Source organism: Brevundimonas terrae, from assembly GCF_011761985.1.
GTDB classification, from domain to species: domain Bacteria; phylum Pseudomonadota; class Alphaproteobacteria; order Caulobacterales; family Caulobacteraceae; genus Brevundimonas; species Brevundimonas terrae.
The window spans coordinates 1-21,174 of the sequence record NZ_JAASQT010000008.1 but is presented as its reverse complement, the minus strand read 5'-3'; the positions used below and the strand labels follow the sequence as shown (position 1 = coordinate 21,174).

General features: G+C 60.9%; 20 protein-coding genes and 2 tRNA genes. 11 read left to right on the top strand and 11 right to left on the bottom strand.

Going from position 1 to position 21,174, the window contains the following annotated elements; genetic code table 11:
* Positions 1 to 84 precede the first annotated feature (84 nt).
* The 3 genes from FHS64_RS13450 to FHS64_RS13440 form a co-directional block, all read right to left on the bottom strand.
* Positions 85 to 1,356 (bottom strand): O-acetylhomoserine aminocarboxypropyltransferase/cysteine synthase family protein, encoded by a 1,272-nt coding sequence (locus tag FHS64_RS13450; protein WP_167179190.1) that lies wholly within the window; start codon positions 1,354 to 1,356, stop codon positions 85 to 87.
* Between the two features lie 128 nt (positions 1,357 to 1,484).
* Positions 1,485 to 2,582 carry a redox-regulated ATPase YchF gene (gene ychF, locus FHS64_RS13445; protein WP_167179188.1) on the bottom strand — a complete coding sequence of 366 codons (1,098 nt, stop codon included), beginning with the start codon at positions 2,580 to 2,582 and terminating at the stop codon, positions 1,485 to 1,487.
* 115 nt (positions 2,583 to 2,697) lie between these two features.
* Positions 2,698 to 3,222: a copper chaperone PCu(A)C gene (locus FHS64_RS13440; RefSeq protein ID WP_167179186.1), complete on the bottom strand. Its 525-nt coding sequence runs from the start codon at positions 3,220 to 3,222 to the stop codon at positions 2,698 to 2,700.
* A 186-nt stretch (positions 3,223 to 3,408) separates the two neighbouring features.
* Here FHS64_RS13440 and FHS64_RS13435 point away from each other — a divergent pair, with 186 nt between their 5' ends.
* A complete protein-coding gene (locus FHS64_RS13435; protein ID WP_167179184.1) occupies positions 3,409 to 4,809 on the top strand; it encodes a DUF4139 domain-containing protein in 1,401 nt (466 codons plus the stop codon).
* A 1-nt stretch (position 4,810) separates the two neighbouring features.
* Positions 4,811 to 6,460 (top strand): DUF4139 domain-containing protein, encoded by a 1,650-nt coding sequence (locus tag FHS64_RS13430; RefSeq protein ID WP_167179182.1) that lies wholly within the window; start codon positions 4,811 to 4,813, stop codon positions 6,458 to 6,460.
* Positions 6,461 to 6,490: 30 nt separating this feature from the next.
* On the opposite strand, the gene pth is transcribed toward FHS64_RS13430, so the two are convergent.
* The 4 genes from pth to FHS64_RS13410 form a co-directional block, all read right to left on the bottom strand.
* Entirely contained in the window at positions 6,491 to 7,096 is a 606-nt protein-coding gene (pth, locus tag FHS64_RS13425) for an aminoacyl-tRNA hydrolase (protein ID WP_167179180.1), read from the bottom strand.
* Positions 7,097 to 7,186: 90 nt separating this feature from the next.
* Positions 7,187 to 7,792 (bottom strand): 50S ribosomal protein L25/general stress protein Ctc, encoded by a 606-nt coding sequence (locus FHS64_RS13420; RefSeq protein WP_167179178.1) that lies wholly within the window; start codon positions 7,790 to 7,792, stop codon positions 7,187 to 7,189.
* Between the two features lie 150 nt (positions 7,793 to 7,942).
* Entirely contained in the window at positions 7,943 to 9,004 is a 1,062-nt protein-coding gene (locus tag FHS64_RS13415) for a hypothetical protein (RefSeq protein WP_243862992.1), read from the bottom strand.
* 109 nt (positions 9,005 to 9,113) lie between these two features.
* Complete coding sequence (locus FHS64_RS13410; RefSeq protein ID WP_167179176.1) at positions 9,114 to 10,046, bottom strand: ribose-phosphate pyrophosphokinase; 933 nt, start codon at positions 10,044 to 10,046, stop codon at positions 9,114 to 9,116.
* A 259-nt stretch (positions 10,047 to 10,305) separates the two neighbouring features.
* Here FHS64_RS13410 and FHS64_RS13405 point away from each other — a divergent pair, with 259 nt between their 5' ends.
* From FHS64_RS13405 to FHS64_RS13380, 6 genes are all read left to right on the top strand, one after another.
* The gene (locus FHS64_RS13405; RefSeq protein ID WP_243862991.1) at positions 10,306 to 11,127 is read left to right on the top strand and encodes an outer membrane protein assembly factor BamD; all 822 of its coding nucleotides are present in this window, start codon (positions 10,306 to 10,308) and stop codon (positions 11,125 to 11,127) included.
* A gap of 95 nt (positions 11,128 to 11,222) precedes the next feature.
* Positions 11,223 to 12,920 (top strand): DNA repair protein RecN, encoded by a 1,698-nt coding sequence (gene recN, locus FHS64_RS13400; protein ID WP_167179172.1) that lies wholly within the window; start codon positions 11,223 to 11,225, stop codon positions 12,918 to 12,920.
* Between the two features lie 44 nt (positions 12,921 to 12,964).
* Complete coding sequence (locus FHS64_RS13395) at positions 12,965 to 13,363, top strand: DUF1489 family protein (RefSeq protein WP_167179170.1); 399 nt, start codon at positions 12,965 to 12,967, stop codon at positions 13,361 to 13,363.
* Between the two features lie 98 nt (positions 13,364 to 13,461).
* The gene (locus FHS64_RS13390; protein ID WP_243862990.1) at positions 13,462 to 14,817 is read left to right on the top strand and encodes an MATE family efflux transporter; all 1,356 of its coding nucleotides are present in this window, start codon (positions 13,462 to 13,464) and stop codon (positions 14,815 to 14,817) included.
* A gap of 55 nt (positions 14,818 to 14,872) precedes the next feature.
* Positions 14,873 to 16,579, top strand: a complete 1,707-nt coding sequence (metG, locus tag FHS64_RS13385; RefSeq protein ID WP_167179168.1) for a methionine--tRNA ligase — start codon at positions 14,873 to 14,875, stop codon at positions 16,577 to 16,579.
* A gap of 51 nt (positions 16,580 to 16,630) precedes the next feature.
* Positions 16,631 to 17,344, top strand: a complete 714-nt coding sequence (locus FHS64_RS13380) for a 2OG-Fe(II) oxygenase (protein WP_167179166.1) — start codon at positions 16,631 to 16,633, stop codon at positions 17,342 to 17,344.
* 61 nt (positions 17,345 to 17,405) lie between these two features.
* On the opposite strand, the gene FHS64_RS13375 is transcribed toward FHS64_RS13380, so the two are convergent.
* From FHS64_RS13375 to rlmB, 4 genes are all read right to left on the bottom strand, one after another.
* A complete protein-coding gene (locus FHS64_RS13375) occupies positions 17,406 to 17,735 on the bottom strand; it encodes a rhodanese-like domain-containing protein (RefSeq protein ID WP_167179164.1) in 330 nt (109 codons plus the stop codon).
* Positions 17,732 to 18,559, bottom strand: coding sequence for a TerC family protein (locus FHS64_RS13370; RefSeq protein WP_167179162.1), 828 nt, complete (start codon positions 18,557 to 18,559; stop codon positions 17,732 to 17,734). Before FHS64_RS13370 ends, FHS64_RS13375 begins: the two co-directional genes overlap by 4 nt.
* A 76-nt stretch (positions 18,560 to 18,635) precedes the next feature.
* Positions 18,636 to 19,469: an aminoglycoside phosphotransferase family protein gene (locus tag FHS64_RS13365; RefSeq protein WP_167179160.1), complete on the bottom strand. Its 834-nt coding sequence runs from the start codon at positions 19,467 to 19,469 to the stop codon at positions 18,636 to 18,638.
* 114 nt (positions 19,470 to 19,583) lie between these two features.
* Entirely contained in the window at positions 19,584 to 20,426 is an 843-nt protein-coding gene (rlmB, locus tag FHS64_RS13360) for a 23S rRNA (guanosine(2251)-2'-O)-methyltransferase RlmB (protein WP_341771160.1), read from the bottom strand.
* A 181-nt stretch (positions 20,427 to 20,607) separates the two neighbouring features.
* Between rlmB and FHS64_RS13355 the strand changes: the two genes are divergently transcribed.
* The 3 genes from FHS64_RS13355 to FHS64_RS13345 all read left to right on the top strand — a co-directional run.
* Positions 20,608 to 20,691: transfer RNA gene (locus tag FHS64_RS13355), tRNA-Tyr, on the top strand.
* Positions 20,692 to 20,786: 95 nt separating this feature from the next.
* Positions 20,787 to 20,860, top strand: a tRNA-Gly gene (locus FHS64_RS13350).
* A gap of 60 nt (positions 20,861 to 20,920) precedes the next feature.
* On the top strand, positions 20,921 to 21,174 hold a 254-nt coding region (locus tag FHS64_RS13345; protein WP_243862989.1), incomplete at its 3' end, for a GTP-binding protein.

Below are 21,174 nucleotides of genomic sequence, written 5' to 3'. Positions count from 1 at the left end.
GATGGATTTTTGGCATCGGAAATTGAAAAGGCCCCGTCGCGCAGAACGCGGCGGGGCCTTGGAGATACGAAAAGGGATTCGGCGTTATACGGCGGCCAGCGCCTGCTCCAGATCACCGATCAGGTCGTCGATATGCTCGATGCCAACCGACAGGCGGACAGTGTCTTCGGTCACGCCGGCCTTCTTCAGTTCGTCCGGCGACAACTGGCGGTGGGTGGTCGAGGCGGGATGGCAGACCAGTGACTTGGCGTCGCCGATATTGACCAGTCGCGTGAAGATTTTGACGGCATCCTGGAAACGGGCACCCGCATCACGGCCGCCCTTAACGCCGAAGGTCAGAAGACCCGAAGCCTTGCCGCCGAAATATTTCTGGATCAGCGCGTGGTCGTTATGTTCGGGAAGGCCCGCATAGTTGACCCACTCTACCTTGGGGTGGGCCTTCAGCCATTTGGCGATGGCGGTGGCGTTCTCGACATGGCGATCCATGCGCAGGGCCAATGTTTCCAGCCCTTGCAGGATCAGGAAGCTGTTAAACGGAGAAATCGCCGCGCCGGTATTACGCAGCAATACGGTCCGCACCCGTCCGATAAAGGCTGCCGGTCCAAAGGCCTCGGTATAGACGACGCCGTGATAGCTGACCTCTGGCTCGTTCAGACGACGGAAGCGCTCTTTGTGCTTGGCCCACGGGAAGGTGCCGCCGTCGATCACAGCCCCGCCAATAGAGTTGCCGTGGCCGCCGATATATTTGGTCAGGGCATGCACGACGATGTCGGCCCCATGCTCGATCGGGCGCGTCAGATAGGGGGTCGGCACGGTGTTGTCGACGATCAGCGGTAACCCTTGCGCGTGGGCGGCGTCTGCCAGTGCAGCAAAGTCCACCACATTGCCCAGCGGATTGCCGATCGACTCGCAGAAGACCGCCTTGGTGCGTTCATCGGTATTGGCCGCGACCGCCGCGATATCGTCGGCATCGATAAAGCGCACCTCGATGCCGTACTGGGGCAGGGTGTGGGCGAACAGGTTGTAGGTGCCGCCATAGAGGGCACCCGTGGCGATGATGTTGTCGCCTGCCTCGGCCAGCGTCAGGATGGCATAGGTGATGGCCGACATGCCGGATGCGACCGTCAGGGCCGCAACCCCGCCTTCCAGCGCCGCCAGACGTTGCTCCAGCACGTCGCTGGTCGGGTTCATGATGCGGGTATAGATGTTGCCCGCGACCTTCAGGTCGAACAGGTCTGCACCGTGTTGGGTGTCATCAAACGCATAGCTGGTGGTTTGATAGATCGGCACAGCCACCGATTTGGTGGTCGGATCAGGCGTATAGCCCGCATGCAGAGCAAGAGTGTCGAACTTCATGGCGTCCCCGAAGAGTGTACAGCTTGGATGACGCTGTTCATCTAGGGGAATAGCAATGTCCGCAAGGGAATTAGATTTCAGATAATTTGAAAGGGCGGTTAGATTTTCTAACCGCCCTGCATTTTGGCTTAGTTATTGAACAGGAAGTGCATCACATCGCCGTCCTTGACGATGTAGCTCTTACCTTCGGCGCGCATCTTGCCCGCTTCCTTGGCACCGGCTTCGCCTTTGAGGGCGATGTAGTCGTCATAGGCGATGGTTTCGCCGCGGATGAAGCCCTTTTCGAAGTCGGTGTGGATGACACCGGCGGCTTGCGGGGCGGTGGCACCGACTGGAATGGTCCATGCGCGTGCTTCCTTCGGACCCACGGTGAAGTAGGTCTGCAGGCCCAGCAGCTTGTAGGCTTCGCGGATCAGGCGGTTCAGGCCCGGCTCTTCGAGGCCGAGGGTTTCAAGGAACTCTGCCGATTCCTCGTCGTCCAGCACGGCGATTTCGGATTCGATCTGCGCCGAGATGACAACCGAGTTGGCATTGTCGGCAGCCGCGCGCTTGGCGACCAGATCCGAAAGCTCGTTACCCTTGTCAGCCGAGGCTTCTTCCACGTTGGCAACATAGAGGGCCGGAAGGGCCGTCAGCAGTTGCAGCATGTCCCAGGCTTTTTTGTCTTCCTTGGACACTTCGGCCAGACGTGCAGGCTTGCCTTCGCGCAGTTGTTCTAGCGCAAGGTCGATCATCTTCAGCGTCAGCTGGGATTCCTTGTCGCCACCCTTGGCGCGCTTCTCGACCTGAACGCGGCGGCGCTCGAGGCTTTCAAGGTCGGCCAGCATCAGTTCGGTCTCGATGATTTCGAGGTCCGAGATCGGGTCGATACGGTTTTCGACGTGGGTGATGTCGTCATCGACGAAGCAGCGGGCGACGAAGGCCACGGCGTCACAGTCGCGGATATTGGCGAGGAACTGGTTGCCCAGACCTTCACCCTTGGATGCGCCGCGCACCAGACCGGCCACGTCCACAAAGGTGATGCGGGCAGGAATGATTTCCTTGGAACCGGCGATTTCAGCCAGTTTGTTCAGGCGCGGTTCCGGCACAGCCACGTCGCCAGTGTTCGGCTCGATGGTGCAGAACGGATAGTTTGCAGCTTGCGCCGCTGCCGTCTTGGTCAGGGCGTTGAACAGGGTGGACTTGCCGACATTGGGCAGGCCGACGATCGCGACTTTAAGGGCCATGGTATTCCTCGTGAGCGCGTGCCTTTAGCCGTTCCGAGCCGATTTGTCAGTCTCGCGCAGTTATGGCCGTCTCTATAGGCGGAAAAGGGCGGCCTTTCGACCGCCCTTTTAAGGATTATTGCTCGCCGCCGACCATGGGCGGGGTGCGGATGTCAAAATCAACGGTTGCAGGGGCGGCATTGGCGAAGTTCAGGGTGATCTTGGCAGTCTGGCCACTGACCAGCGGAGCCTTCAGACCCATCAGCATGATGTGGTTGCCGTGGGGCTTCAACTCGGTGCGCTGGTTGGCCGGAAGGGGCAGACCCTTGTCGAGATGGGCCATCTTCATGACGCCGTCTTCCATCTTCATTTCGTGCACCTGTGCCATCTCGGCTTGGTCGGTGGACACGCCTGTCAGGGTGTCGTCCGCCGACGAGGTCAGGATGACATAGCAGCCACCGGCCTTGGCACCGTTCGGCGACGGGCGGCACCATGCGTCTTCGATGGTGACATTGCCCGCCACCACGGTCGGGGTGGTTTCGGCAGGGACCGATTCAGGAGCAGGAGCCTCGGCGGACGCTGCGGGGGCGTCAGTTTGCGAACCGCACGCGGCCAAGGCCAGCGTCGCCACGGTCATGGACAGGGTCAGAGCGTATTTCATTATCGGGCACCTTTCATAAGGGCGCATGGGAGATACGGGTCAATGTTCGCGCATTGGGTCCGCGCATTGGCACCCGCGCCGTGCCTAAACGAAGACGTTTGTTATGGGAATGGCACAATCTGACCTATCTCGACAGCGCAAGGCGGGTGTGTCAGCGTCGGATAATCTGAACGGAGGCGTGCCCCTATGAGCCGACTAACTGCTTCTTTGAACCTGCTGGCAACGACAGCTTTGTGTGCTGTGGCGCTGGGAGGACCGGCTGTGGCCCAGCAGGTGGATCAGGGAGGTGGTGGACCGGACCGGCTGGCCCTGACCATCTACAACCAGAATATTGCGCTGGTTGAGGATGTGCGCAGCCTCAACATCGCGGCGGGCCGCGCACGACAGGAGTTTCCGGGTGTATCGGCCTCGATCCGCCCCGAGACGGTGACCCTGTCGGGCAATGGCCTGTCAGTGGTCGAGCAGAATTTCGACTATGACCTGCTGACACCGTCCAAGCTGATGCAGGGCGCTGTCGGGCGCGAGGTCGGGATTGTTCGCACCAATCCGGGCAATGGCGCGCAAACCAGCGAGCGCGCCCGCGTGCTGGCTGCCAACGAAGGTGTGGTTCTCCAGATCGGCAACCGTGTCGAGGTGTTGCGCGATGACGGCGCACCGACGCGTGTGGTGTTCGATGGTGTGCCGCCGAATCTTCGCCCGCGCCCGACCTTGAGTGTGACGCTTGATGCGACGGGCAATCCGCGCCGCGATGTGACGCTGAACTATCTGACCGGCGGTCTGGAATGGAAGGCAGACTATGTGGCCCGCTTTGACGAGAAGGGCGGCAAGCTGGACCTGACGGGGTGGGTGACCATCACCAATAATTCCGGCTCGACCTTTGATAATGCCGTCACGCGCGTCGTGGCTGGAACGGTCAATGTCGCGGGCGGTGGGCGCAATCAGTATAATGGCGGTCGTGGTAATGGCATGAGCGCGGGCAGCAATGCTGCCGAGGGCGATGCCCATGTCTATCTGTTGCCGGAACGGGTGACGGTGGCCAACAATCAGACCAAACAGGTCGGTTTGCTGGATGCGGCCAATGTTCCGGCCAGCAAGCGTTATGTCTATCAGGCCTATGGCTTCTCGACGCAGGAACAGGCGCAGGCCGCCGATGTGGGCATTGTGTTCCGCAGCGAACCGGCCCTGCCTGCGGGCGTGATGCGCGTCTATGTGGCGGGCGCTGACGGCGAGCCGCGCTTTATCGGCGAAGACCAGTTGAACCATTCGCCTGCAGGATCCGATCTGGTGATCTCTACGGGTAAGGCTTTTGACGTGACCGTACAGTCGCGCGTGGTGGCCTCCGAGCGTGTGGGGTCGTATGGCGCGAACCGCTATCGCACCCGCTACCAGATGGAATATCGCGTGCGTAACGCGACGGGCGAGGCCAAGACGGTCGAGGTCCGCCAGCGTGCGGGCGGGCGTGATACCGAGCTTTCCAATGAGAGCCTGAAGGGCGAAATGGCCGATGCCTATACCGCCGTGTGGAAGGTGCCGGTTGCGGCCAATGGCGAGACGGTCCTGACGGCCACGATCACGACGGGCGGCTGATATGCGCCTGCTGTGTGCAGTGCTGGCGGCCACGGTCGCGATGGGGCCGATGGTGGCTGTCGCCCAACCGGTGGCAGCACCTGTTGTCGCCAGTCATGAAAGCGTGTCCGAGGGCCCCGAGGCCGTCGAGGTCGTGGTCTATCGCGGTCAGGCGGTGGATACGTCCGATCTGATCCAGCGTTCGCGCTATTCGTGGTCACGGCTGGACCGCGAGGGTCTGGCCCTGATTGTCGAAAAGCGCACGATCGATGTGCCTGCGGGCGAAGGCGTGATCCGCTTCAAGGGGCTGGGCACAGGCATCGTGCCGCATAGCGCGGTCATAGAGGGCCTGCCTGCCGATCTGGTCGAGCAGAATGCCGATTATGAACTGATTACGCCCTTTAACCTGCTGGATCGGGCTGTGGGCCAGACGGTCAGCGTGGTGCGGACCAATGCCACCACCGGACTTGAGGAAACGCATCAGGCGACCATCCGGGCAGGGCAGCGCGGGACGGTTCTGGAAATCGACGGCCAGTTCGAGGCGCTGGACTGTTCGGGCCTGACCGAACGGATTGTTTTTAACGAGGTGCCGCAAGGCCTTGGCGCAACACCGACCCTGTCGGTCCGCACGCGGGCGACGCAGGCGGGGCGCTATACGGTGACGCTGGCTTATCTGGCGACGGGCTTGCAGTGGTCTGCGGACTATGTGGCGCATCTGAATGCCGATGGCCGCTCACTGGACCTTCAGGGCTGGATCACGCTGGCCAATTTTGGTGGCACCAGCTTTGCCGATGCGCCGGTGACCGTGGTGGCGGGTGACCTTTCGATGACAGGTGATTCCGTGCCCGTAGAGATCAGGCGTACCGCCAGCGCCACCCAGTGCTGGCCGCAGGGGCGCACGCATGAGGGGCTGGCGGTTTTGTTGCCGCCGCCTCCGCCACCGGCTCCTCCAGCGCCTGCACCACCGGCGATGGCAATGCGGGCTGAGAGTATGGCCGTTAATGACGTTGTCGTCACAGGCTCCCGTATCAAGGCGAAGATGGAGGAACTGGGCGACTACAAGGCCTATGTCCTGCCAGTGCCGACAACAGTCGCCGCCAACCAGATGAAACAGGTGCTGTTCTTTGCGCAGGACAACATCCTGACCGAGCGGGTGATGGTTGTGCCATTCCAGCCATCGGATGCGGATCAGCCATCCTATCCAGCTTCACTTGAACTGCGCGTTCAAAACAACGAGGCGTCAGGGCTTGGCCTGCCTGTTCCCGAGGGCAAGGTGGCCTTCTATGTCGCGGAAGAGAATAGCCCCAAGGCCTATGCAGGATCAGATTCGGTCTCGGACACGCCCGTGGGACAGCCGATCCGTCTGAGCCTTCGCAGTGTTCCCGAGGTCAGCGGCAAGGTCGTGATGACCGAGGATGCTTTACGCGGGAGAGGGGCGCGCCGCCGTCAGGTAGAGAGCTATCGTATAACCCTGAACAATGGCTCGTCTCAGGCTGTGGATGTAGAAATGCCTGCCGACTGGATGGCCGAAGAGCGCGGTTTCCGTATGGAGCGTGAAGGTATCCGCAGCCAGATTGATCGCGATACGGGCAAGCGCGTCTGGCGTGTGAGATTGGCCGCAGGAGCCGAGCAGACATTCGATGTCCGCTGGTCCTACGACAGTCCTGAATAGGTCTTAGCCGCCGTTGGCGTGCTTTCCCGTCTAGCCGCCATTGGCGGCTTGGCGCGGGCTGAATTTCGGGGCGGGGGCCAGACGCATGACCTCGCCCTGATAGCGCTCGTCATCGCCCTTGATGGCAAAGGGCAGGGCGTCAGCACAGGCGTTCAGCATGGCTTCCAGCCACGGCTGGTCAGCCTTGGCGAAGTCACCCAGCACATGGGCGTGTACCAGCTTGGGATCGCCCGGATGGCCGACACCCATGCGGCCGCGGCGGAAGTCTGCGCCCAGATGGGCAATGGCCGAACGGATACCGTTTTGACCGGCAGCACCGCCGCCCTTTTTCATGCGGAAACGGCCGGGTGCCAGATCGATCTCGTCGTGGAAGATGATGATGTTATCCACCGGCACCTTGTAGAAACGGGCCGCCTCGCCAATCGCGCGGCCGCTCTCGTTCATGAAGGTCTGCGGTTTCATCAACAGGACTTTCTCGCCCTCGATCTCGCCGTCCTGAATCTTGGACTGGAACTTGGCCTTCTCGGGGCCAAAGCGCCAGCGACGTGCGATCTCGTCAGCGGCCATGAAGCCGATGTTGTGGCGGTTCTTTTCGTACTTTGCGCCGGGGTTACCCAGACCTGCGATGATAAACATGGGTGTCTTCTGCCTTGAGTGGAGGGCAAAGAAAAGCCCCGCAGCGAAACCGCTACGGGGCTTTGATCTTTCGGGAAGATCAGAAGGGGATTAGCCCTCTGCGCCTTCTTCGGCTTCTTCCTTGACGCCGCCGCCCGGAGCCTTGACGGTCGCGATCATGAAGTCGCGGTCGGCAATAACCGGGGTTGCGCCTTCCGGCAGGTTGGCAATGTCCGAGAAGCGGATAGCCGCACCGACTTCAGCCTTGGCCAGATCGACGATCAGGGTTTGCGGCATACGGTCGGCAAGAACCAGGATTTCGACTTCGTGACGGACGATTTCCAGCGTGCCACCTTGACGGACGAACGGAGCTTCGTCGCCGTTGATGAACTGGACGGTCAGGTCAACCTTCACCGGAACCGATGCATCAACGCGCATCAGGTCGAAGTGCAGCGGACGATCCGAAACCGGATCGAAGTCGATTGCCTTGGCAATAACCGGCTGGGTTTCTTTACCGTACTTCAGGGTGACCAGCTGGCCACGCAGGTTGCCGGTGTACAGCGACTTGCGGAATTCGCGCTCGCTTACGGAAATGGCAACCGGGGCTTTATCGCCACCGTACAGGATGCCAGGCACGGCGCCGGCGCGACGCACGGCACGGGCGCTTCCGGTGCCCACGCCTTCGCGGACGTCAACGTTCAGAATGATCTCGGCCATAGGGCTCGCCTTCATACAAATAAACGCCAGCGCTGAGCTGATGTCAGCGCGGCGGGGTCATGAACCCTTCGAATTCAAGAGCGCGGGCTATTACACGGATCATAGGCAGGACGCAACTGCTCCTGCCTATATTGCCCGCGAAAACTCGCCTTATCCGGTCGGTTGTGTACCGGAATTTGGATCAGACACAACAGTTACTGTCGGAACAGCGGTTGGTCGGGGTCCCGCAAACTGCGAGGTGCACTGTGCCAGATCGCGCACGATGTGGCGTCCGGTGCAGAAAATGTCCTCATAGTTCGGCTTGGCGGCGGCCAGGCACTGATAGAGCATCAGCTTGGACATCGTCAGGCAGAACTCGTTATTGGATTCCGTCGTCAGGGCGTCGGTATTGGCCCGTGCGTCTTCACCCGCTGCACCAAGCGCAGCAAGGGCGGCAATGGCCAGAGCGTTCACCGTAGCGGGCGTATAGGGGGCACCACGCTGGGCGCGCTCCGATACCAGTCCCGAGCCGCTATGGGCCGCGGCCAGCAGGCGGGCGCTTTCCTCGGCGGAGGGCATACGCGGCACCGACAGGTCCTTGGCGGTTTGCAGGCGACCATTGCGGTCGGCCACGGCCTGTGTGGCCCAGCGACGGCGCGGATCGTTACGCTCCTGAATCGTATAGGCGTCGGCTTCGACACCGTCGGCAATCATGGTCAGGGCATCGATATCGCGAATCAGGGTTTGCACCATCAGGCCGACAGCCGCATCGGCACCGGGCAGGGTGGCGGCATAGGCCGGATCGGCGATGATTCGGCGGACCATTTCCTGACGCTGGACCGGATCGCTGCCAAATTGGCGCACACCGGCCAGATATTCGGGCGATTGCAGGGCCAGGATGGCACCATAGGCAATCATGCCGCGCGACATCTGGGCGGCGTCATAGGACGCGCCTTTACGCAGTTCGGCTTGAATCTCTTCGGCACTCTGGAAACCGCCCGCCTTGATGGTGTTCAGGTCGCGGACAAAGGCGACATAGACCGAGGCTGCCTCGGCCACGCTCTGGTTCAGGGCAATGGCCGGCGGCGGTGCAGGCGGCGGGGGCGGGGGAGCTTCCGGCTCGGGTGTCGAGCAACTGGCCAGAAGAACGGCGGCGGCCAAGCTTGCGACCGAAAGACCACGACGGGACATTATGGCGCGCATCGGGGCCGGACACGTCTTGAACTGTGGCATCGGCGGGCTTCCCTTTACTATATTCACGTGAAGGGGCCGCGCCGCTCAGCGCAGCCCCTTATGGGGGCTTTGAAGCCGTCCAATACGCTCGAATATGGTTAGCCGAACCTTAATCGAAGAGCTTGGACACGGATTCTTCATTGGCGATGCGACGGATGGCTTCCCCAATCAGGGGGGCAACGCTGACGCGGCGGATTTTGTTGCAATCCATAACCGCAGCCGGCTGTTCGATCGAATCGGTGATGACCAGTTCGCTCAGCGGGCCGTTATTGACGCGCTCTACAGCCGGACCGGACAGGACGCCGTGGCTGATATAGGCCGATACCTCGGTGGCACCTTGCTTGATCAGGGCCTCGGCAGCATTGACCAGAGTGCCGCCCGAATCGACGATATCGTCGAACAGGATGCAGCTGCGACCCGCCACGTCACCGATGATGTTCATCACTTCGGACTTGCCCGGTTCGGGGCGGCGCTTGTCGACAATGGCCAGATCGCAGTCGAGGCGGTTGGCCAGAGAGCGGGCGCGGACCACGCCGCCGACGTCCGGCGAGACGATGACGAGCGAATCACGCGGTTTGGTGTCCCGGATGTCTCGGGCCAGCACCGGCATGGCGACCAGATTATCGGTCGGAATATCGAAGAAGCCCTGAATCTGTCCGGCGTGCAGGTCCATGGTCAGAACACGGTCGGCACCCGAGCGTTCAATGATGTTGGCTACCAGCTTGGCCGAGATCGGCGTGCGGCCACCGGTTTTACGGTCCTGACGGGCATAGCCGAAATACGGCATGACACAGGTCACGCGACGGGCCGAGGCGCGGCGGAGCGCATCGACCATGATCAGCATTTCCATCAGGTTATCGTTGGCGGGGAAGCTGGTGGACTGGATGATAAAGACATCCTCGCCACGCACATTCTCCTCGATAACGGCGAAGACCTCGTTATCGGCGAAACGCTTGACGTCCGCCTTTGTGAGAGGTGCATCGAGGTGGTTTGCAATGGCCTGAGCCAAAGTCCGGTTCGAATTGCCTGCCAGCAGCTTCATGACCGGTCATCCTTTCGCCGTGATAGGACCTGCACATTTGCGGTCCCTGAATATGTTGCGCGCTCTCTAGGCCGCGAAATGACTCGCATCAACCCGCGTTTCCGTGATTTCCGCGCATTGGCATCGCGTTGTGCGCTGTTATAGAGAACACCAAGGACATGTGATGCAGAGGGTGCATCGCCTGTTTGGCAAAATTACGAGGTCGCTCTTGCCCGCTCACAAGTCTCGCTCCGGTTCTTTCCGCTCTGGCATGATGCTGATGGGTGTTGCCGCCTTGGCACTCACGCTTTCGGCCTGCTCGGGAACCAAGCCACGCCAGAAGCTCGCCTATGAAGAACGTCCGGTCGAGGCCCTGTATAATACGGGCTATCAACGTCTTCAGTCCAAGCGCTGGAACGATGCGATCGACTACTTCCAGGAAGTCGAACGCCAGCACCCCTATTCGGAATGGGCGCGCCGCGCGATTCTGATGCAGGTCTATGCCTATTACCAAAACAGCAGCTACAACGAGGCGATTGCCGCAGCGGACCGCTTTATCGCGCTGTTCCCGGGTAATCCGTCGGCCTCGTATGCCTTCTATATGAAGGCGGTCTGCAATTTCGAACGCATCGTCGATGTGGGCCGTGACCAAGGCTATGCCGAGGCGGCTCTGGCGGGTCTGCGCGATGTCGAGCGCCGCTATCCGAATACGGCGTTTGCCACCGATGCCCGCGTGAAGATCGACATGGTCAATGACCAGCTGGCCGGTAAGGAAATGGCTGTGGGTCGTTTCTACCAGCGTAACAGCCAGCCGATCGGTGCCCTGAACCGCTATAAGGCTGTGATCGAAAATCCGGCCTTCCAACGCACCTCGCATACGCCAGAGGCTCTGTATCGTCTGGTTGAGCTGAACATGCAGCTGGGTCTTCGCGACGAGGCCGTGCGTAATGCTGCGGTGCTGGGCCACAACTTCCCGGGCAGCCAGTGGTACACGGATGCCTTTGCTCTGCTGACCGACGGTGCGCAGGGTGCCGAGAGCATGCAGGCCCCTGAAGCCAAGAAGTCTTGGATCAGCCGTCTCAATCCATTCGACCGCGACTGATTTCGGAAATTTATGGAACACAGAGGTGTAAAACCTCTGTGTTCTTGTTCTGTTTCCGTTAGAGTGGTCTGGAATAACGCGAATCAAACCGATCCATGCTCACCACTCTTTCGATCCGTGATGTGGTCCTCGTCGATACGCTCGACCTGGAAGTCGAGAACGGACTGACCGTTCTGACCGGTGAAACCGGCGCGGGTAAATCTATTATACTGGATGCTCTGGGTCTGGCGCTGGGCGCGCGGGGCGATGCAGGGCTGGTTCGGCACGGCGCAAAACAGGCCGTGGCGACGGCGGTATTTTCTACGCCCGACGATGCCGAACTGATCGCCGCTATTGTGGAAAAGGGCTTTGATGTCCGTGCGGGCGACGAGCTGATCCTGCGCCGTATTCTGTCGGCGGACGGCCGTTCCAAAGCCTATATCAATGATCAACCTGTCGGCGTGACGGCTCTGCGCGAGATCGGATCGCGTCTGGTCGAAGTGCATGGCCAGCACGAGACGGTCGGCCTTCTGGACTGGAAGACCCATCGGGCCTCGCTGGATGCCTATGGTGGTTTGCAGCCCCAGTTGTCGGCGGTGGCCGATACGGCGCGAAAACTGAAAGACGCTTTGAGCCGTCTGGCGGAACTTCAGGCCGAAGCCGCCGATGCGGCCAGTCGCGCTGAAGAAATATCGAATAATCTGGCCGAACTGGATGCACTCGATCCGCGCGAGAACGAGGAAACCGAGTTGGCGGGCGATCGCGCCGTGCTGGGCGCTGCGGAAAAGGCGCTGGCTGATCTGGCCGATGCCCGCACCCAGTTGGGCGGCGACAAGCTGTCGCAAAAGCTCAACGCGGCCCTTCGTGCGGTCGAACATGCCCGCACTCGCGCGGGACAGGCCGGTATCGAGGGCGATCATCCGGTCGTCAAAAGCCTGTCCGATGCGGTTGATGCCATTGACCGCACCATGGTCGAGGCCATGGAGGCGATTGCGGCAGTGGATGCCGCCGCCGATGCCTTTGATTTCGAGCCGGGGGCCTTGGACAAGACCGAAGAGCGCCTGTTTGCCCTGAGGGCCACGGCGCGCAAACTGCATACGACCGTCGATGCCCTGCCGTCCTTGCGGGTGCGCCTGCGCGAGCAACTGCGCCGCATCGAGAATAGCGAAGAAGCCCTGACCAATGCCCGCCGCGAAGCGGCGGCGGCGGCGCAAGACTATGATGCGGCGGCAGAGGTTCTGACCGTGGCGCGGCAGGGGGCGGCCGAGCGGCTGACCGAAGCTGTCATGGCTGAACTGGGCCCGCTCAAGCTGGAACGGGCGCGTTTCCGCGTGGCGATGGAGCCGATCGAGGGGCGTCGTGGCCCCGAAGGTCGTGAGACGATTCGTTTTCAGGTTTCTACCAATACCGGCACAGCATTCGGTCCGCTGGACAGTGTGGCCTCGGGGGGCGAACTGGCCCGCTTTGCTCTGGCGATGAAGGCGGCTCTGGCCAGCCGCGAGGACATTATCCAGCCGGTGATGATCTTTGACGAGGTCGATCAGGGCGTGGGCGGTGCCGTGGCCGAGGCTGTGGGCGGTCGCCTGAAGCGTCTGGCGCATGGCGCACAGGTTCTGGTGGTCACACACAGCCCGCAGGTGGCGGCGTGCGGTCATACGCACTGGAAGATCCGTAAGGCCGACAAGGGCGGCAAGACCACATCGACGGTCGAGCCTCTGGACGAGGTTCACCGCCTTGAGGAAATCGCCCGCATGTTGTCGGGGGCCGAGGTCACCGACGAGGCCCGCGCCGCCGCGAACCGGCTGATAGCCTAAGGGCGGCCTTTACCCCGCCTCAGTCAAAGATTATCTGCCGACCTATGCCGCTACACATGATCAAACTCGCCGTAGGCGTGCCAGACGTCGAATGGCTGGAAGAGCGCGCCTCACAGGGCGTGCCACTGGTCGTTCACACGCGCATGACACCCAAGCGTGCGCCGGAAATGGAAGACGGCGGATCGCTCTACTGGGTGGTCAAGGGTTCGATCATGGCCCGCCAGCCGATTGTGGACATCACCACATTGGGCGAGGGGCGTGACAGCCGCTGTGAAATCACACTGGCTCCGCAGGTGATCCGCACCTCTCCGACGATACGCCGCGCCTTTCAGGGCTGGCGCTATCTGGAGCCTAAGGATGCGCCCGTCGATCTGGATGTGATCGATACCGGCGAAACCCCGCCGGAACTGGCCTCGATGTTACGCGAACTGGGTGCGTGGTAGGCAAGCAGTCGTTTGCTGTTTTGCCCTTCGTACCTGTTATCCACGCTCTGGCTAAAATGCCTTTGCGACCATTCTAGTTTTTCCTTTGGAACCCCGCTTTGTTCAGCCAAGCCCACCGCACAACTTTGAAAGACCTGATGGTCCTCGCCTGGCCTGTGGTGCTGGCGCGTATCGGCATCATGACCATGGGTCTGACCGATGCCATCGTGGTGGGGCATCACTCGTCCAAGGAACTGGCCTATCACTCGCTGGCATGGGCACCGTCTTCGGTGATCCTGACCACGGCGGTTGGCCTGATGATGGGTGTGCAGGTCATGACCGCCCGTATGCGCGGCGAAGGTCGCCATGCCGAGGTCGGCGCGGTCTTGCGTCGGGGTCTGATCTATTCGCTACAGATCGGTGTGGCGGCCATGATCCTGCTGTCGCTGGTCGGGCCGTTCCTGTTGCCGCGTCTGGGCTTTGAAGACGGACTGGGCGAGGGCGCGGCACTGCCGCTGACCATCTTCGCCCTGTCCATGCCCGCCTATCTGATTTCGGTGGCGGCGCAGTTCTTCCTTGAGGGACTGGGCAAACCCAAGCCCGGCATGTGGGCGATGTGGGTCGCCAACATCATCAATATCGGTCTGAACCTGTTGCTGGTGCCGGACCTGCTGGGTCTTGGCATCCATGGAGCGGCGGCATCGGCATGGGCGACCTTTGGTGCGCGTACGGCGCTGGCCGTGTTCCTGATCATCTATATTCTGCGTATGCCGGAAGTTAAGGCGTGGGGACTGTTCAAAAAGCCTGCGCGCGATCGCGTCGCCGAGCGCGAACAGATTACGGTCGGCATGGGGGCCGGTGCATCCAACTTTATCGAGGTCGGTGCGTTTTCGGCCATGACCGTGGCTGCGGGTCTGCTGGGTGCGAACCAGACGGCGGGTTGGGCTATTGTCATCAACACCTCGGCCATTGTCTTCATGCTGCCGATGGGGCTGTCCTCGGCGACGGCGGTACTGGTGGGCAAGGCCTATGGCGCAGGCGACCATGAAGGCGTCAAACGCGCGGGCTGGATCGGTATGGGCGTGGTGGCGGTTCTGGCCACTATTGTCGGGCTGGTGATCTGGCCTGCTGCCGGACTGATTACGGGCGCGTACACGAATGATATGGCGGTGCTGGCGATTGCGGCTCCGGCTCTGGCTCTGGCGACCCTGTTCTTTGTGGCCGATGCCATTCAGGTGGTCGCGGCACAGGCCATTCGTGCGGCGGGCGATGTGTTCATGCCCACGGTCATGCACTTTATTTCGTACGGCGTGGTGATGATCCCGCTGGGCTTCCTGTTGGCCCCTTCGCTGGGCGTCAACGGTCTGGTCTGGGCGGTGATTGTGGCCAGCCTGATCTCGGGCCTGCTGCTGGGCTTGCGTTTTTACCGCGTTGCCAAGCGTGCCACTCTCACTTCCCATCAAGCCACAGGGTGACGAAGGGGCAAAGCCTCTCTATATCCCCAGCATTACTCTAACCTAGTGGAACATTATGACCCGTATCCTCATCACCTCGGCGCTGCCCTACATCAATGGCATCAAGCACCTTGGGAATCTGGCCGGGTCGATGTTGCCCGCCGATGTGTGGGCGCGTTTCAAGCGCGCCGAAGGCCATGATGTGCTCTACATCTGCGCCACGGACGAGCATGGCACGCCTGCTGAACTGGCCGCTGCGGCGGCAGGTCAGGACGTCCAGACCTATTGCGATGAACAGCATCAGGTCCAGAAACAGATCGCCGATGCCTTCGGCCTCAGCTTTGACTGGTTTGGCCGTTCGTCCGGCCCGCAGAACCGTGCCCTGACCCAGCATTTCGCAAAGGTTCTCGAAGACAACGGCCTGATCGAAGAGCGCGTGGATCGCATGATCTATTCGATCGACGATGGCCGCTTCCTGCCGGACCGTTATGTCGAAGGCACCTGCCCGCATTGTGGTTTTGAAAAAGCGCGTGGTGACCAGTGCGACGGCTGTGGACGCCTGCTGGACCCGACGGACCTGATCAATCCCTATTCGGCTGTTTCGGGCAGCCGCAATCTGGAAGTGCGCGACACGCGCCACCTGTACCTGTTGCAGACCAAGATCGAGGACAAGATTCGCGGCTGGATCGATGGCAAACAAGGCTGGCAGCCGCTGGCCAAGTCCATCGCCAACAAGCACTTGGATGAGGGTCTGATCGACCGTGGCATCACCCGCGACCTGAAATGGGGCGTGCCGGTGATTGGTCCCGATGGCGGTTCGCGTCCGGGCATGGAAGGCAAGGTCTTCTATGTGTGGTTCGACGCACCCATCGAATATATCGGTGCGACGCAGGAATGGGCCGAGGCCAACGGCAAGACGTGGAAAGACTGGTGGCGTCTGGACGAAGGTGCCGAGGACGTCCGCTATGTGCAGTTCATGGGCAAGGACAACGTCGCCTTCCACACGGTCAGCTTCCCCGCCACCATCATCGGCTCGGGCGAACCGTGGAAGACCGTGGACCAGCTCAAGGCCTTTAACTGGCTGAACTGGTACGGCGGCAAGTTCTCGACCTCGATGAAGCGCGGCGTCTTTATGGATCAGGCGCTGGAGCTGCTGCCCGCCGATTTCTGGCGCTGGTACCTGACCGCCTATGGTCCGGAACATTCGGACGCGGCCTTTACGTGGGAACAGTTCCAGAGCGCGGTCAATAAGGACCTGGCCGACGTTCTGGGCAATTTCGTCAACCGCATCGTCAAGTTCACGGAATCCAAGTTCGACGGTGTGGTGCCTGAAGGCGGCGTTGCCGGTGAGGTCGAGGCCAAGCTGGAAGCCGATCTGCGCGCAGTCATTGCCGAGGCGACCGAGCATTTCGAGGCTATGGAATTCCGCAAGGCCGCTGCCGCCGTGCGTGGTGCATGGGCACTGGGCAACGAATACCTACAGTTCGCTGCGCCGTGGACGGCACTGAAGACCGACCGCGATCAGGCGGCTGTGGGTGTTCGCACGGGTCTGAATCTTGTGGCCCTGTTTGCCCGTCTGGCCGCGCCGATCCTGACGACTTCGGCCCCGAAGATCGCTGAATCGGTTGGCTCGACCGACCTGTCATGGCCCAAGGCGGACGAGGACTTCCTGAATGTCCTGCCGCTGGGCCAAAAGGTCGAGGCGCAAGGCGTTCTGTTCAACAAGATCGACGACACCATGGTCGCCGAATGGTCCGAACGCTTCGGCGGTGCCGAAAGCTGACATTGAGGAACGGAGGCCGCGCGTCGGTCTCCGACCTCGGGGGAGGGACGGATGGAACTGTTAATCGGACCTCACGACGCACAGAAGCGGGCAGATGTCCGCTCGCGTCTGGCCTTAACCGGTCGCACCCAGATTGATGGATTTCTGAACGAAGCTTCGGCGCACGCACTCCATCAGGTCGCATACAGCGAAACCTATAATGTCGTCAGCCGACGCACGACGGGCCATATGGATATGTCGCAGCAATGGCTGGACATGCTGACCCCGCCGCAGAAACAGGGGCTGGCGCAGGCCATCCAGCAAGCTGCGACTTCGGACTTCCAGTACCTGTACGACAACTACCCTATTTATGATGCGGTTCAGGACGGAAGCGTGCCGCCGGTATGGAAGACGGTATGTGATTTTCTGAACGGCGAGACTTTCTTGGCGCTGATGCGTGACGTGACCGGCGAGGCGCGGATTGCCATGGCTGATGCCCAGTTGACCCGTTTTCGTCGCGGACATTTCTTGACCGAGCATAGCGATGCCGCGGAAGGCAAGAATCGCTATTATGCCTATGTCCTGAACCTGACGCCGATCTGGCGGATCGACTGGGGTGGCTTGCTGGCCTTTCACGGCGAGGACGGCAATGTGTCCGAGGCTTTTACGCCCCGTTTCAACACCTTGAACCTGTTAAAGGTGCCGTCTCCCCATTCGGTGACACAGGTTGCGCTGTCAGCGGGCGGCGAGCGGATATCTATTACCGGCTGGTTGCGCGGCATCTGACACGCACAATAAAAAAAGCCCCCGCAGAGGATGCTCTGCGAGGGCTTTTTGTTTGTCGGGATCAGCCTTGGATGATCGGGTATCCGGCCTCGGCCCAGGCGAGGATGCCGCCGGCCAGATTGACGACGGGTTGGCCGTCCTTGGCGGAGGGGCCGACGAATTCGCAGACGCGGCCGCTGCGACCGCCCGACTTGCACTGGACGATCACGGTCTTGCCTTGCGGCAGGTCCAGAGCGTCCCATGCCTGTGGCATCTGGCTGAGGGGCGCAAAGATGGTGCCGCCGATACGGGCGGCATCCCATTCATCCTGCTCGCGCACATCGATCATGATGGCTTCATCGGCATCCAGCAGGGCCTTGGCGTCTTGAACGGTAATTGCAGAAACAGTCACGAGGCAGGCTCCACTTGAAGATCGGTCGCCGCAGCCTGTGCCGGTAGGTTTACCGGCGGCGGGGCATTTGCGGCATGTCGGCTGTGTTTTGCCACCTCGGCGGGGCTGATGTCCATGAAGTCCGGCACACGCATATTGAACGTCTCGGTATTGCCGGTACGGACAACGACCTGACGGCCACCGTCCCAGATCATGTGCAGGGCCACATAAAGCACGACGACCAGACCGATATAGCCGATCCAGCTATAACGATGCAGAATTTTGGCAATATAGGTTGCGGCCACACCCATCAGGGCGATGGACAGAACAAGGCCGAACACCATGATCCACGGATGTTCATGCGCCGCACCGGCGACGGCCAGCACATTGTCCAGCGACATGGCGACATCGGCGATGATGATCTGGGTAAGGGCGGCACCAAAGGTCTTGCGCTTCAGGCCGAGGGCTTCTGGCGAGGGGCCGGTGCCGTGTTCGATGCTCTGGGCCAGTTCCAGTTCGTGCTGGGCTTCGGCCTGATCGTGGGTCGATTGTTCGCGCAGTTCGCGCCACATCTTCCAGCACACCCACAGAAGCAGGAAGCCCCCCGCCATCAGCAGGCCGATAATGGCCAGAAGCTGAATGGTAATCAGGGCAAAGCCGATACGCAGGATGACCGCAAAGCCGAGGCCAATCAAAATGGCCCGGCGGCGTTGTTCCTGCGGCAGGGCGGCGGCGGCAAGACCCACTGCGACCGCATTATCGCCAGCCAGCACAAGGTCCATCAGCATGACCTGCCCAAGGGCGATCAACTGACTCATAAATTCGGGAGAGGAGAGGAAGTCCATACGGACAGCCTAAACCTGACCGGCGGCTGCGCCAAGTTGCCGCAGTAAAACCGGCTAATTCAACGAAGTGGTTTGGCTATGCGGGCAGGTCGAGCCTCAGGGCGCGGGCGGCGATATCCAGCGGGATGGTGCCAAGCGGGCTGTCGTCTTCCATGAACCAGGCGGCGGAAAGGCCCGCGCCAGCAATGATCCAGTCACGCAGCGAGCGGGCGGGCAGATTTGAGGCCTCGCTGATTTGCATAAAGCGTCGCTCGAACGCGCCAACGGCGACAGGGTGATCGGGTGCGGCCAGATCGGGATTGGTGAACATCACCGCATATTCAAAGGCCCGATCACCCAGCAGTCCCTTGGGGTCAATGGCCAGCCAGCCGCGTGATCCGAAGTCGAGCACATTGCCATGATGGAGATCGCCATGCAGGGGCACAGGCTGACCGCTTTGATCGAATAGCCGTTTGGCGGCTTGGGCGCAGGTGGCCAATAGCCCCGTATGGTTGGGGCTAATCAGCGAACGAAACCACTGCTCCAGAGGTATGAGCGAAGAAGGCGGTGCGATTGTGTGTGCGTGCAGGCGAGCAGCGGTGTCGCATAATATCTGTGTTGCTGCCGCGTCGTTGCCGCTTTGGGCCATGTCGATCAGGCTGTCTGTGCCGACCGCGCTTTCGATCAGCAAGGCATGGCCTTTGCGCGCATAGACCTGTGCGGCTGCGTGTCCGTTCCATGCTTGCAATAGATCTGCGCCACTGGTGGTGCAGTCTTCATCATCGGCGACGGCGGTCGCGAGGCGCAACATCGCGTCCCGACCGTCAGGGCATATTACGGGTTGCAGGATGGCTGTGGGTGTCGCGATAGCTGTGCCAGCGGCCTTGAGGCGCCACATGCGAAAATATGGTGCGAGGGCGGTGTCGGACATTGGCGCGACCTTCTGTGGTTCAGCCAAATCTGGGGCACGACTTTGATAATATATAAGGGCCGATCTGGCTGAACCCGATGGGGTGCCAGATCGGCCCTTATATTAAGCCAGAGATTAGGCTTTGCGCTTTTGGGCGCGTGACGCTTCGTAAAGGGCAATCGCTGCGGCGTTGGAGACGTTCAGCGATTCAAAACCACCCGGCATCGGGATTTTGGCGATGGCCTCGCAGTGCTCGGTCACCAGACGACGCACGCCGTCGCCTTCGGAGCCCATGACGATGACGGTAGGACGTTCGTCCAGCGCCTGTTCCAGCGTCAGTTCGGCAGCACCGTCCATAGCGATGGCACGCCATCCCATATCGTTCAGCTTTTCAAGTGCGCGGGACAGGTTGGTGACGCGGGCATGCGGCAGACGCTCGGTCGCGCCGACCGAAGCCTTGGCCAATGGACCGGCAAGGGCAGGGGCGTGGCGATCCTGCACAATTATACCGCGCGCACCAAAGGCGAGGGCCGAGCGGAAGATGGCACCGACGTTTTGCGTATCGGTCAACTGGTCCAGCATGACCAGAATCCCTTCAGCCGGTTCGGCCAAATCCTCGAGAGAGACGCCTTCGAGAGGCTGACATTTGAAGACGAAGCCCTGATGGACGGCGCCTGGGGGGAGAATTCGATTCAATTCATGGGAATCAACGACTTCGATTCTGTGCCCGTGGGACAGATTCTGCGACTCAATTTCCTCTGCACGGTCGGCTGTGACGATGAGTCGACCCGTTCCACGGCGTGCCGGATTGGCCAAAGCGGCTAAAACCGGGTGACGGCCCCAAAGAAAATTGTCTGCGTTGATCGCCTGTTTGGGCGATTTTCTACCCTCAGACTGGAATTTAGGTGCTTGATTGTGCGAGGAATTACCCCGCGAGGCACCCTTTTCGTCGCGTCTTTGGAAAGATTGTTTTTTCACGGTTTTCGGTCGTTGCGTTCTGAAAAAGGGGACACTATAAGACGGCCTCCGACGAGGCCATGGGCTTTCGGTGAAGGCGCTCTCCTAATACAGGCGTCGCCCGACAGCGAAGGCTTTTGTTGTTATCTGGTTGAATAACCGGCTTTCAGCAAATCCTGGTCGGCACATTGTTAAGCGCGCTGGGGGAATGTCCCGAGTGGCAAAGGGGGGGGACTGTAAATCCCCTGCGAAAGCTTCGAAGGTTCGAGTCCTTCTTCCCCCACCACGCGCTAACAATGGCCGAGCCACAGGACCGGAAGCTTCAACGGAAATCGGGTGCGGAAACGCCAGCCACCAAGGTTGGGGCAACGCATTCTTCGCGCGGGTATAGCACAATGGTAGTGCAGCAGCCTTCCAAGCTGAATACGCGGGTTCGATTCCCGCTACCCGCTCCAGGTTTTATGAACTGAGCAGAGCGCCCCTCCGCATTGGACCCGGGCCACAGGAGTTTGGCCATGGCCAAGGAAAAGTTCGAACGCACTAAGCCGCACTGCAACATCGGCACCATCGGTCACGTTGACCATGGCAAGACCACGCTGACGGCTGCGATCACCATCACGCTGGCCAAGGCCGGTGGCGCCACCGCCAAGGCCTATGCCGACATCGACGCTGCACCGGAAGAAAAAGCCCGCGGCATCACGATCAACACCTCGCACGTTGAGTACGAGACGGCTAACCGTCACTACGCACACGTGGACTGCCCGGGTCA